Here is a 12840-nt window from a genome sequence, read left to right as displayed (position 1 = left end):
CTAAATGACACTTTTTTCCTTCCTAGTCCCCTTTGTAGAAATCTTAGTGTTCCTTGTGGTTAAAATTGAAGTCAAAGAAAGGTGTGGTTTTTACAAAAACCAAATATTGAAAGGATTAGAAACTTAGCCCTTAAACTTGTTTTTTATTTACCCATCTAACCAATCTTTAAACGCTCCCACTTTTTCGCGACTAACTAAAATATCATTGTCCAAACAGTCTTTTAGAATGATTTTTAAGCGGCTGTTTGAGTAAGTGTGAATCTCGGATATGGAAGAAAATGAGGTAATGTATTTTCTATTGAGTCGGAAGAATTGTTTGGGTTCAAGCATGTTTTCAAGTTGGTCTAAGGTATAGTCTAAAATGAATTTTTTGTTTTCGTAAGTTTTCAAAAAAGTAATCCGCTCTTCACTGTAAAAATATGCGGCATCTGAAGTTGTAATAGATTGAATTTTTTCACCGATTTTGACTAAGAATCTGCTTTTATAAGTCTTGTTTTCAGCTTGAATTATCTCTTTAATTTTATTGAAATCCAAAGTTGGAGTTTGAGTTTGCTGTTGAAATTTCTCTATGGCATGCTTCAATTCTTTGGGGTCGATTGGCTTGAGGAGGTAATCAATAGAATTGAGTTTAAACGCCTTGATGGCATATTGATCAAAGGCAGTGGTAAAAATAATAGGTGAATTGACTTCGATATTTTCAAAAATCGAAAAACTCAAACCGTCAGCTAATTGGATATCACAGAAAATCAAATCCGGTGCAGGATTCGAACTTAGCCAGTCAATTGATGACTCGATACTATCTAAATTTCCGTATAAAAATGCTTCAGGGAGGACTTCCTTGATTAGCTGCATCAGTCTTTTCGCGGCCGGATTTTCGTCTTCTATGATGAGTATATTCATTATTTAGAAACTTTCAGTAGAGGTAATTTGACGATAAATTCTTTTTCAGTTTGAGTTATTTCTGGTGAAGTTTCACTCAAAAGATTGTAGCGTTTTGTGATGTTATTAAGACCGATTCCGGAATTTGCTTCTTTATTCAATTTGGGTTGAATGTTATTTTTCACCACCAACTTTTGATCTTCTATGCCAATCCAAATTTTCAATGGCTTAGTTTCACTGGTTACATTATGCTTGATGGCATTTTCCAACAGCAGTTGAAGTGATAATGGCGGGATCGACCAGTTTTTTGATTCGAAGACATCGATGTGGAATTCCAAGCTTTGCTCAAACCGGATTTTTTGAAGACTCAAATAATTGAGCGCAAAATCAATTTCCATTTCCAAGCTTATCAATTCTTCATCCTGAACATCTAACACATAGCGATAGATGCGTGACAATTGCTGTATAAATTCAGCCGATTTATCAGCACTTTCATAAACCAAGTTACTGAGCACATTTAATGAATTAAATAAAAAATGTGGATTGAGTTGATCTTTTAAAGATTGATATTGACTAGCAAGATTTTCAGACTTGAGTTTTTCTGCTTCGATAGCAGCAATCTTCCATTCGAATAGCCAAGATCTGGCAATGAATATGGTAATGATTATCACTGCTATGCCAGTGGGCAAAATCGCATTTTTCATCACTCTCACCCAGCTTATGTTGCTCAATGTTACTTCAGGATTTGAATAAGTGATGTAAATGGTCAATAAAATAATACTGATAGTAAAGGAATAAACTAAGTAAGTGATTGCAGTAAGTAAAAGGCGCTTCACTGGAGCTTCTATCCAAGAGATTCTTTCATTATAATAACCCTCAATCCATGACCCACCAAAACTTAAAAAGCTCGATATGCAAAATGAAAAAATAAAGTCGGGAAGCAGAGATATTATTCCATCTAGAGAAAAAAAGCATGAGGGACAGAAGATGAACATTAGGCCAAATGCAAGCCCAGCATTCAGGAGGATGAAATGCTTGAAAGAAGATGTGACTGTTGAATATTTGAGATAATTCTTATTCATTCGATTTTGACTTCAAGTAAATTTCAATTTAAGTAGTGCTTCTTGACCAAATAAAGATAGTTAAAAATGCTTTTCTTACTTATCTCTTTTCAATCTGGCCAGAATTTCAATGCTAATTATTTCTTTCGAAAGATTTAAATGCCTGTCAGCTCCTTAGATTCAAGAAAGTATAAATTTCTTTTTTTGATTCAGATGACCTGACAGGCTTTATTTTTGGCGAGAGTTGATATAAATGGCTTAGTTACAATTAGTCTTTATTTGTTCTGCCATTTCTTTGCCCCAACTAGGTAAGATTTCATTTGGGTTTTTGGATTCAGCCTCTTTTTCGAATAATTCTAAGCTTGCAGTGATCAGACCACATCCTTTGGCAGGACCTGTTCCAAAAAACTCAGCCATACCTAATTCCATTTGTCCCAACATCATGATGGCTCTTGGATTTTTTCTATTTAAATCTACAGCTTTTCCGAATTTTTGCATGGCTAAAGGAGAGAGATACTGTCCTCGAGAGGCTGGGTCAATAGCTAATTCGGCCATAGTGATATAGCCATCTAAAGCGACTATTTCAGAATTGTTTGAGGAAATTGCGGCTGCTTTCGCAACATGCTTCTTTGCTTCTTCCAATAAAACATCTTTTTCAGCAGCTCCTTCCTGGCTTCTAAATGATGCGTTTGCTAAGGCCAGTCCAGCATAATAATGCGGTAGCCATTCTTCAGGATTCATTTGGGCTATTCGAGCGAATGAATTTGCCGATTTCTGTAAATCCGAAGCTGGTCCAGCTTGATTCATAACTTGAATTTCCTTGAGCATAGCTGCTTGGTATTCTTCATTTGCAAAAGAAATGCTGATGCTTAGGAATAGAATTGCGATAATTGAATTGATCTTTTTCATAATTTTTGTTTTTATAAGTTGTTTAATTGATTTGCTGTTTTGTCTTTTGAAAGAGTGATAAATATTCCAAGAAATAGGAATCTAGGAGCTTGCATACCGATTGGCCTGCCTTCATAAATTCCATTATCATTTGCCTGCTCACTGAATTGATATCCAAATACATTTTCTCTTCCCAGTATATTTGAGCAAGCTAAATGAATGATCAAATTTGGTTTGGGTAAATAGCTCCAACTCACACTCATGTCTTGGAATGACCTAGTTTTGGAATTCATCTGTCCTGGCAAATTTGGATTATGGTAGGTGTAGCCATCATTGATGCTGAATGAGGTTCCAAACTGAGATTTGAGTTTGCCCACAAAATGTTTGACTACAACTGAAGCATTTTGGCGAGGAGCAAAGGAAGGTTGCACCATTTCAGTAAATCTGGCAAACTGTCTTTTGCTATCTACAAAGCTGTATGTGATCCAAAAATCAGTGTTTTTGATTGATTTTTGGTCTCTGTAAAAGATATCAAAGCCTTGGGCAAATCCTTCTCCAGTTTGTTCTATTTTTTGATAATTGAATCGCTGCCCTTCAAAGGTTATCAGGTTATTGTACCCTTTGTAGAATGCTTCTGCACGAATAGTTCTTCCATTTTTGTTGATGAAATAATTCAAAATCAGGTGTTCTGCTTTTGTGTTCTGAAGTGTTGGATTGATGATTCTGAGTTCTTCAAGTGGCATTTGGTTGAATGTACCCGCAGCCAAGGAAACCTGTCCTTCGTTTTCGAATTTGTATGCCAATGAAAACCTGGGATCAAGCCAAGTTTGGTTTGCCAAGGAGCTATGTCCTGAACGCAAACCTCCTCGAAATACTAGCTTGTTGCTCAAATAATAGTCGGCTTCTGTAAAAAGGTTATATTGATTATCTACAATCTCTCTTTTCAAATCCTGCGAAATTAATTGTTCAGAATATCGGATGAAGTAGGATTCCAATCCTGTTTTTATAGAGAATTTATCAGAAAAGCTTTTTACTGCTGCCATTTTCCCATGAAATAGTTTGTTTTGGTTTCTGATTTCATCTGCTGCGATTTTGAAATCATCAATGTTGTTGGAGTAAGAAAAACCCCCATAATAGCTCCAATCATTTTTTCCTATTTGCTTAAATGAGCTTTGAGCAAAAGTGTATTTGTTGTTAATATCTACTAGCTGACCTCTGCCTTCTGAATCAGGTTGTTTAGTCCAAATTTTCATACCACTAGACTCTGTATGAACGTAGGCTTTGATCATGCCACTTTTTCCCCATTTTTGTTTGGCTGCTATTTCAGCATCCCATCCGAAAGGTGCTCTTTCCCAATCGAAGTTTTGACGGATTAGACCTTGATATGGTGATAGATCGAAATAATTGGCCGAAGCAGTAATGCTATTTTTTTCACTTGTGAGAGTTTGCGCAAAACCTCCTCCCACAGACATGATACTTAAATCACCTTGATTTCTCAAAGGAATATCCACAGTATTGAGAGCCAATGCTGATGACAAAGTCTGTCCATATTCTGCAGAATACCCTCCCGTGCTGAAAAATGATCCTTTGAAGAGGTTAGGGTTAAACCTTGTACGTGTGGGGACATTCGATGCCGTTGTGCCAAAAGCATTGGCCACCTTCATACCATCAATGAAAATAGCTGTCTCAGAAGCATCTCCACCGCGGACAAATAGTCGCCCATCATTGCCAACATTTGCAGTGCCCGGCAAAGTCTGAAATGCGCCAATGATATCGCCCATAGCTGAAGGGACTGTTACAATATCAATAGGCTTGAGTACAACAGCCTTTTTTTCATCTGATGCCTCCATTGCTCCAGCGCTGATGGTGACAGCGGTCATTTCATTGATTGCTTCTCGAAGTGTCACTTCTAAAACGAGAGATTCTCCTTGTAGTGAAATTTCCTTTTCCAAGGAATTATAACCCATCGCTTGGAAGACAAGGATATACTCTCCTGTTAAAGTGGTTTCAAGCTTGTAGCTTCCGTCGATTTCCGAAGAAACTCCCTCATAAGTTCCTTTGAGAAAAATGTTTACGCCAGGGATCGTTTCTCCACTTTGACCCTTTACAACACCTTGGATATTGGTTTGGGCTAAAAGCAGCTGAGATTGAATGAATAAAAAGAAGATGGCGAGTATTTTCATGGCTTTGAACTTTGATTCAAAACTCAGTGAAAACGTGTTCAGAAAAAATTAAAGGTTACTGAAGTGTAGAATTTGGTGATTGAAGTGTAAAAATATAAGATGTATGTACCATTAAATAAAGGTGACCTAAAAACAATTGCCCAATACACCTAGAATAACGAAGGATTGTTAAATGTTGATAACAATGGAGTGGCCTTCGAAGGAGGACTAAATTCAGGGATTATGTATAATCCCAACGTCTTTGGATCAAAAAGCAACAAGCGAATCATCGTGTTGGAATATTTATCGGTTATTTTCTTCCCCGAGATTCAATATGAATTAAGTGCAGAAATGCGGACCATCAGCAAAAGCTACTATGACTATTATGTGGCTGTAATCCAGCAAAGATATTATGGTGACTACCCGTTTGTTACCTCAATTAGGATTCCTAACAATGTGCAAGGTGGCTTGGGTAACTTTTCTGCCTTCACATCCCGAAAATCAGGATGGGTGGAATTGAAATAGGTAAGATCATTGATCAAAACACACTATTCACACAAACCTAGAACCTGAAATTCCCCAATTTTGGTTATGGTGTAGACGTTAATCAGAATCATAACAGTGGTTGGTTAAAGGTTCGGTGAATAGTGTATATTTAAGGAAGAATATATTCCTTTGAGTTATCTCCTGTTAGGTAGTGTACCCGAAAAAGAAATACCGATTGAATTTCCAGAGAACACTTCTCCATCCTGATCCGTGTATTTCATGGGTGTATAAGTCAAGGCAGCCCATTTGTATCCAAATTCAAAGCGTGGATTTGTATTACTTGTATAAGACACATCAGGAAAAAAACCATCACCTCTCAATTTAGGATTCAAATGGGTAGTAATACCAACTCCAAACCTAAAGTCATCATTTATTTTCCAAAACGGAGTCAAGTGGACAGGGAACCTCAAAAACATAATGTTTGCATCATCTGCTGCTGTGGGAGTCCACTTTAAACTTACTGCAGAGCGAATCATAAACTGTTTTAAGTTGGCAAATTGAAGTTCCCCCCCTAGGCCAAGGTTGATACCCTGCCCAGCCCGCATCGTTTGATCACCACCATTGGAAAAGAATACTTGTAATATTTCATCACCACCAAACTCGAAGCCCGCTTCGAAAAGCAATTTGGCGCTAACCGCTTTCTCAGCCTCTTGGGAGAAAACAAGCGTATTAGTAAAAAAAAGACAGAAGCTCAAAGCAAGAATTATTTTTTTCATATGGTTTTTTTAAGGTTATCAAAATTTGAAGAGTTCACTTGATTTTAGGAAATAGGGTGTGTTGATTTTTTATGGCAGGAAGTTTTTTTGGTGAATAAGCAAAAAGTGCTGTTGCTTTGCTATTTGTGGCAATAAATTAAGAGGTTCTATTTGAGGACTATAATGTTTTAGTGATCAGGCAAAAGGATTTATTTGATCTATTTAGGTAGACCTTTTTTATAGATATTCTTTATTTTCCAGAAGACCCTATCAATTCTTTCGCTTCTTTTTCGGATACTTGAATACAATAAAACTTCCCTTTTCCAAAGGCTTTTGTTTTTGTCGTGAGGGTAATGTAATAAGTTTGGCCAGCTTCAAGGTTTAATGAAAGAACTGTTTCAGGGTCTGACTTAATTTTTCCTCTGTATTGGGTATGGATTTCGTAGAATCCTGGATCGATTTGATGAGTAGAATACTTTCCTTCGCCCAACTTGCTTATTAATTTTTGATTGAAATAGGTGTAATAAGGAACAAAATCATCAAGTCCATCAGGTCTTAACAAATAAACCGTGGCTTTTTCACTTTGAGCCTGAATTTGAAATTGGATTGCAAAAAGAAGTGCAAATAGGCAAAGGGTTTTTTTCATATAGGAAGAATAATCTCTCGAAAATTAGATAGAAATCAAATCATTGTCAATAGCCATTTTGTAAATTTATTTCTAAAGAAAAAATATTTTAATCAATTCTAAATCAACAGCTTTGATCTTGATTTTTTGAGAGAAATAGAAAAGTAAAAGTTTTAATATTTAAGAATATGATTATCCGCAATGACGCCAGTATGTGATTTTGTCACAAATAATCTTGCGGATAATTGTCAACTGTCAACAGCTAACACTCCACAGCGCTTTAAATTTAGGATTTAGACTATATTAAGAGCCTACTGGTGTAAAAGCGGATATAGTTATTTAAGAATAAACCGAGCCAGAATTGAAGGAAAAAGTAAAAAATTAAAAAGTGAAATTTCTTTAATTTTAAACCTTATGATTTCAGTTAAAGCTTAGATCATATTGTACCTATTACCATCAATCTAGTTCTATTATTTTAAAAAATTCTCTCTTAATACCTCCACCTATTCGCCAAAGCCACTAAGCTAAGCATAATCGGGACCTCCACCAATACACCCACTACAGTTACCAAAGCAGCTGGACTTTGCAATCCGAATAAGGCAATCGCCACGGCTACGGCCAACTCAAAGAAATTGCTTGCTCCAATCATCGCAGCTGGAGAACAAATCGCATGGGGAAGTTTGAGCTTGCGACCACCAAACCAAGCGAGAAAGAAAATAAAGTAAGTTTGGATAATTAGCGGAATGGCAATCAAGACAATGATCAAGGGATTGTTCAAGATATTTGGTCCCTGAAAAGCAAATAATAGCACCAAAGTAAGTAATAAGGCGAAGATGCTTACAGGTTTGAACTTGGGTAGAAATTCAGTTTTAAACCAGGCTTCACCCTTGCTTCGGATCATGATTTTGCTTGTCAGTACGCCAGCAACCAAAGGAACTACAACAAAAATCAACACCGAAGCGACCAATGTTCCATACGGAATTGTGATATCAGTAATGCCTAATAAAAGACCCACTAAAGGGACAAAAGCCACTAAGATGATCAAGTCATTCACAGAAACCTGCACTAAAGTATAGTTAGGATCGCCATCCGTAAGGTAAGACCATACAAAAACCATCGCTGTACACGGTGCCACACCCAAAAGGATAGCTCCAGCGATATATTCTCCAGCAAGCTCAGGATCAATATAAGCTGAGTATAACTTGTCAAAGAATATCCAAGCAAAGAATGCCATGGTAAATGGTTTGATCAGCCAATTGATTACCAAAGTTAAGATCAGTCCTTTTGGTGCTTTTCCTACTCCCTTGATACTACTAAAATCAATCTGCAACATCATCGGATAGATCATCAACCAGATCAATATCGCTATTGGAATATTGACATTATAGATCTCCATATCCGACAAAAAGGTGATATCTTCTCCCGCTAAATGACCGATCAGGATTCCTACACCTATACACAAGGCGACCCAGACTGTTAGGTATTTTTCGAAAAAGGCGATTTTTTTGGTTTCAGACATTTTTAGTTCAATTGATATTTGTGAAATACAATAGAAATACGGTAGATATAAAGTTGAAATATTATAGAAGTAATGTAGAAATAAGGTTGAAATAAATTGGAAATAGGGTTTTCACTATAATTCAATTTTATTTCGCCGAAGGCATATTTCTATTTTATTTCATAAGATTTATTTCATTTTTTAATTTTTGAAAACACAAATAACATCTCCGAAGCAATCTGAAGTGATCTTTCATCGTATTTTTCAGCTTCTTGATCTGTGTCGTCAAATGCTTTTGGGTCTTTGTACCTGACTGGGATCCGGGCTTCTGCACCTGGGATAAATGGACAGTTTTCATCTGCGTGAGAACAGGTCATTATTGCAGCAAAACCAGTAGGAGTATTGGCAGCATCATCATAGACTTTGCTGAATGCCACAATTGGGTCTTCATCATCTGAGTATAAGACAAAATATTTCGGATTGCCTTCTCCTTCCTTGCTGACTTTGAAACCAAATCTTTTGATAGATTCTACTGCGCGTTCATTGAATGCAGTGACTTCTACTCCTCCTGAAAAAGAGTTCATATCAATTCCATGATATGCAGCTGCGACTTTTCCCCAAATTTGAGAAAATTGGCTTCTTCGAGAGTTGTGGGTACAGATGTAGTTCAAGTTGATATCTTGATCTTGATCAAATTTCTTTTGGATGTAATCGATCAATACTTGAATAATAGCGCCCCGTTCTTCGGAAATTGGAAGCGCTTGAGCCTTTTCAATGTGCGCTTGGAGTGTTGGGTAGAGGTTCATATGAAGTTTTTGATGTACAATGTACGAAGTACAAAGTACCAAGACTGCACCTTACTTGGTACATGGTACTTTGTACTTTGTACAATGAATTAACAGCATCCCGAGCCGGGTTCACAGCTATTGGCAGATTGAAGGGAAGCTAGGGAAACTCTTACTTTAGGTTTTTCGGATACTGGACCGCAGCAAGCATCAGCTTTTTCCTCAGGAGTAGTCGCTCGGTCTTTGGCTTTGCAAGTTGTTTGATCTGGTGTGAGTTGCACGATCAAAGCAATGCCAGTGTCCTTGATATTGTGAACTGGAAGTACCGCTGTTGGGAAAAGGGAGTTACCATACTCGAATTTGATTTCAGTGTCTGGATAGGTTTCACGCACTTTATTGACCACATCAAAGATTTTTAGAGCTTTGTCACTATCTACTGCATGATTTGGTTCAGGGATTTCATTTTCCCAAAGCTGAATATGTACTTCAGACCATTGATTGCGGATACCACCGCAGTCTACGGTATCATAATTGACGTTTTTGATCTCGGTGATGTGGTAATCAGTTCTCACATATTGACCACTTTGATATTCGAAGAAAAGTGCCTTTTCAGGGTTTTCTTGTAGGATTTTGGTAAATTCTTTAGTTTTCATAGTTTATATTTTTTGTACCAGGTATTAAGCACCAAGTACCAAGACTGCACCATACTTGGTACTTGGTACATTGTACTTCGTACAATTCCTAGCAGCATCCAGATATTTTCGGAAAGCCATCAAATAGTCCTTGAAATAAATTTTGAACTTCGGCCCAGCGCATAGCATCGATACAATAATTCACAGATACTCCTTCAATACTTCCCTTGATCAATCCGATTTCTTTGAGTTCGCGCAAGTGTTGAGAAATTGTCGCCTGCGCCAAACCCAGTTCCTGAACCAAGTCTCCATTGATGCAAGTGTTAGACTGAATCAAATATTCTAGGATAGCAATTCGAGCCGGGTGAGCAAATACCTTGGCTACTTTGGCCAATTCGTTTTGCTTTTCTGTGAAGAGATCTGTTTTGGTGATACCCATTTTATAAAGGAGGAATTATGAAGGTTGAAGGATGAATTTTAGAAATAAGATAGATGATTGAAATACAATAGCAATAAAGTTGAAATAGAAATGGTTACGCATTGCTTTTTTAGAATTTAGTCAAGGTTTAATTCTAGCATTTTTCAATTGTATAACAACTATATTTTGCTGAAAGCTATTTCAAATTTATTTCACTTTTTATAACATTGCAATATTACGATAGATAGTTGAATGATCAAAAATTGTTCGATTTAATTTTAGATTAGAAAATTCAGTTCAGGACAAATTTTATGGGAATAGATATTTTTGCATGATGCCCTGATCAAGCTTTGCTTCTGATTTAGAGAAAGGAATGATTGATTTTCATATTTTTCTAATGCCTAAATAGCACCTCTAAAAATTAAAGTTATATAAAACCATGATGTTATTGGATTGCCATCAAAATCTAAGGCCGGCATGAATTTCCCATTGTATTTTGTTATAATTCTCTCCACCTCTTTTGAGATTGAGGGATGTATCAAATTTTTATTCATAACTGCATTTTCGATCATTTCTCCTGATTCATCAATTTTGAAACCTATCCAAATTTTAAACATAGACCCTGGTTGTTTGGCCACTTCAGGAAATCTTAAATGTTTGTTTAGCAGTTTAGACCATGTCTTTACAGTAGGAAAACCAGATTCAAAAACATCTCTATCACATTCTACCATTTGTTGATCATCAGTAATATAAAACCCTTTGCAGTCGAAAGATTTACATTTTAGGTCAAGAATCAAGTTTCCATTTCGGATAATTTTTGTATAGTTTCCATCTTCATTTTTATATTTGATGCGTGTGAATTCTAAATCTCCATCTAAATTGAAGTGCTGTTCTTGTTCCCATAAAGGCATTTTCTCTGGAGTATCCTCTAAAACAGATTTTTTAATTGAGATCAATTTGTTTTCCAAGCTGTAGGTCTTCTCTATCATTTCTCCCTCTTCGGAAAAGCTCACTACATTATTGAAGACGTATTCTCCACCTCCAGCTTCAATAGCAAAAAAGTGCTCGTTCAATGGAATAATTCTCCTTTCCTGCGCATGGGAAGTAAAGTGTAACCCAAAGACTAAAATAAAAAGAAGCAGTTGTGTTTTTGTAAAAACTTTTATCATGAAACTAACATATTAGATTTTTTATAAATTTCCAAAATCTTGGTGATCATGATTTTTGTTTTATAATGATAGTAATCATATTTCAAGTGAATTTGATTTTTTACCTTGTTGAAAAAAATATGAAAACTCAAATCGAACTCTGGAAAGAAGGCCGTACAAGGCTGACCAATCAATTGATAAATATTAAATCAGAAGACCTTCCCAAGAAGCTTGGTGAAAGTCCAAACTCTGCTGGATTTCTTATTAGACATATCGCAGAGGTGGAATTACTCTTTGCAAAAAATGTTTTTGGAAATATGGAAGCTAAAGTAGATGCCCAAACGGTAAAGGCAGGTAAGGATACTGGGCAATGGACAGATCTGGAGTCATTAAAAACCATCATTGAGGAAGCGGGAATTCAACTGGAAAAAGCTATCGAAAGTCAGCAAAACTGGGAAGGCGTCGTTGAAACCAAGGAATTTGGGAAGAAAACCAAAGCAGAGGCTTTGGGAAGAATTACTACACACACCGCTTATCATGCGGGTCAATTGGCAATAGTGCTGAAGTATGGAAAATAGTACTAGGCTATTTTAGAAAAGATTACTGAGTGATTAATATCACCTTATTAACCATTTGCCTTAGTGAAATTTGTATTTCTTAAGCAATGGTTATGCGTCGATATTTATACATCACTCTATTTTCTTTATTATCAGTAGCTTGTAGGCCTACGCCTGTAGAGCAACATCTTGAAGAGATTCCCAAAGAGAATCTTTTAGAAGTGTTGCTTCAAGGAAATGAAAGGTTTTCCGAGGATCATCCACTGCATCCAGATCAGACTCTTGACAGGTTGAGAGACCTTTCGCAGGGGCAGCATCCTGTAGCAGCCATAGTCAGCTGCTCGGATTCAAGGGTGCCACCGGAATTGATTTTTGATCAGGGCTTAGGAGATTTGTTCGTGATCCGAAATGCAGGAAATATTGTAGCGGATTATGAAATTGGTAGTGTCGAGTATGCCATTGAGCATTTAGAAGTTCCGCTAGTGATTATTCTTGGACATACCAAATGCGGGGCTATTGGTGCTTTTGTAGAACATGAACACGAGCATTCACATCATTACTCAGAATATATCCAAAAGATTATCGACTTCATCGATGCTGAGGAGGAAGAACAAGTTCTTCAAAGAGGTACCATTGATTTTTATGAAAAAGCCATAGAAGCGAATGTCTTGCATGGTATTCATGAATTGAAAAACAAAGTCCCTTTAGTTAGCGAGCTGATTGCTGCAAAAAAACTTCGTGTCGTAGGGGCAATTTACGACGTAGAGACCGGTAGGGTTAGGGTGCTGGAAAATTTAGATTGATGAGTGAGTTTTTTTTCTTAAAAACAAAAAACCCCGTAATTCTACGAGGTTTATGTACCAGGAGCGGGAATCGAATCTACCTGGCGGTAGACAGGCCCGCACGGCCGTGAAGCCACAAGATTACAATAAGCTGCGCAAAAATC

The 12840-nt window shown here is 36.8% G+C and carries 14 protein-coding genes; 3 read left to right on the top strand and 11 right to left on the bottom strand.

Annotated elements, in window-relative coordinates:
• Positions 1 to 147: 147 nt before the first annotated feature.
• From IEV57_RS00070 to IEV57_RS00055, 4 genes are all read right to left on the bottom strand, one after another.
• Positions 148 to 900 carry a LytR/AlgR family response regulator transcription factor gene (locus IEV57_RS00070; RefSeq protein ID WP_188438340.1) on the bottom strand — a complete coding sequence of 251 codons (753 nt, stop codon included), beginning with the start codon at positions 898 to 900 and terminating at the stop codon, positions 148 to 150.
• Positions 900 to 1961, bottom strand: a complete 1062-nt coding sequence (locus IEV57_RS00065; protein ID WP_188438338.1) for a sensor histidine kinase — start codon at positions 1959 to 1961, stop codon at positions 900 to 902. The genes IEV57_RS00070 and IEV57_RS00065 overlap by 1 nt, the downstream gene beginning before the upstream one ends.
• Before the next feature lie 237 nt (positions 1962 to 2198).
• A complete protein-coding gene (locus IEV57_RS00060) occupies positions 2199 to 2849 on the bottom strand; it encodes a hypothetical protein (RefSeq protein WP_188438336.1) in 651 nt (216 codons plus the stop codon).
• 11 nt (positions 2850 to 2860) lie between these two features.
• The gene (locus IEV57_RS00055; protein ID WP_188438334.1) at positions 2861 to 5011 is read right to left on the bottom strand and encodes a TonB-dependent receptor; all 2151 of its coding nucleotides are present in this window, start codon (positions 5009 to 5011) and stop codon (positions 2861 to 2863) included.
• A 165-nt stretch (positions 5012 to 5176) separates the two neighbouring features.
• Here IEV57_RS00055 and IEV57_RS00050 point away from each other — a divergent pair, with 165 nt between their 5' ends.
• Positions 5177 to 5515 (top strand): DUF4249 family protein, encoded by a 339-nt coding sequence (locus IEV57_RS00050; RefSeq protein WP_229744181.1) that lies wholly within the window; start codon positions 5177 to 5179, stop codon positions 5513 to 5515.
• 155 nt (positions 5516 to 5670) lie between these two features.
• Here the strand turns inward: IEV57_RS00050 and IEV57_RS00045 are convergent, their stop codons facing one another.
• The 7 genes from IEV57_RS00045 to IEV57_RS00015 all read right to left on the bottom strand — a co-directional run bounded on the left by IEV57_RS00045 (position 5671) and on the right by IEV57_RS00015 (position 11358).
• Complete coding sequence (locus IEV57_RS00045) at positions 5671 to 6252, bottom strand: hypothetical protein (protein ID WP_188438330.1); 582 nt, start codon at positions 6250 to 6252, stop codon at positions 5671 to 5673.
• Between the two features lie 229 nt (positions 6253 to 6481).
• Positions 6482 to 6877, bottom strand: a complete 396-nt coding sequence (locus IEV57_RS00040; RefSeq protein WP_188438328.1) for a DUF2846 domain-containing protein — start codon at positions 6875 to 6877, stop codon at positions 6482 to 6484.
• A gap of 469 nt (positions 6878 to 7346) precedes the next feature.
• Positions 7347 to 8375, bottom strand: coding sequence for an ACR3 family arsenite efflux transporter (gene arsB / locus IEV57_RS00035; RefSeq protein WP_188438326.1), 1029 nt, complete (start codon positions 8373 to 8375; stop codon positions 7347 to 7349).
• Positions 8376 to 8548: 173 nt separating this feature from the next.
• On the bottom strand, positions 8549 to 9160 hold the full coding sequence (locus IEV57_RS00030; protein ID WP_188438324.1) for a low molecular weight phosphatase family protein: 612 nt from the start codon (positions 9158 to 9160) through the stop codon (positions 8549 to 8551).
• Between the two features lie 89 nt (positions 9161 to 9249).
• The gene (locus IEV57_RS00025) at positions 9250 to 9792 is read right to left on the bottom strand and encodes a DUF6428 family protein (protein ID WP_188438322.1); all 543 of its coding nucleotides are present in this window, start codon (positions 9790 to 9792) and stop codon (positions 9250 to 9252) included.
• An 88-nt stretch (positions 9793 to 9880) separates the two neighbouring features.
• On the bottom strand, positions 9881 to 10210 hold the full coding sequence (locus tag IEV57_RS00020; protein ID WP_188438320.1) for an ArsR/SmtB family transcription factor: 330 nt from the start codon (positions 10208 to 10210) through the stop codon (positions 9881 to 9883).
• 380 nt (positions 10211 to 10590) lie between these two features.
• Positions 10591 to 11358 (bottom strand): hypothetical protein, encoded by a 768-nt coding sequence (locus IEV57_RS00015; protein ID WP_188438318.1) that lies wholly within the window; start codon positions 11356 to 11358, stop codon positions 10591 to 10593.
• 119 nt (positions 11359 to 11477) lie between these two features.
• Here IEV57_RS00015 and IEV57_RS00010 point away from each other — a divergent pair, with 119 nt between their 5' ends.
• Together IEV57_RS00010 and IEV57_RS00005 are read left to right on the top strand one after the other, a co-directional pair.
• Positions 11478 to 11915 carry a DinB family protein gene (locus IEV57_RS00010; RefSeq protein WP_188438315.1) on the top strand — a complete coding sequence of 146 codons (438 nt, stop codon included), beginning with the start codon at positions 11478 to 11480 and terminating at the stop codon, positions 11913 to 11915.
• 92 nt (positions 11916 to 12007) lie between these two features.
• Positions 12008 to 12697, top strand: a complete 690-nt coding sequence (locus IEV57_RS00005; protein ID WP_188438313.1) for a carbonic anhydrase — start codon at positions 12008 to 12010, stop codon at positions 12695 to 12697.
• The last annotated feature ends 143 nt before the right edge of the window (positions 12698 to 12840 follow it).

The organism is Belliella aquatica, from assembly GCF_014637795.1.
In the GTDB taxonomy this organism is placed as follows: domain Bacteria; phylum Bacteroidota; class Bacteroidia; order Cytophagales; family Cyclobacteriaceae; genus Belliella; species Belliella aquatica.
This window is presented reverse-complemented; position numbering and strand designations above follow the sequence as displayed.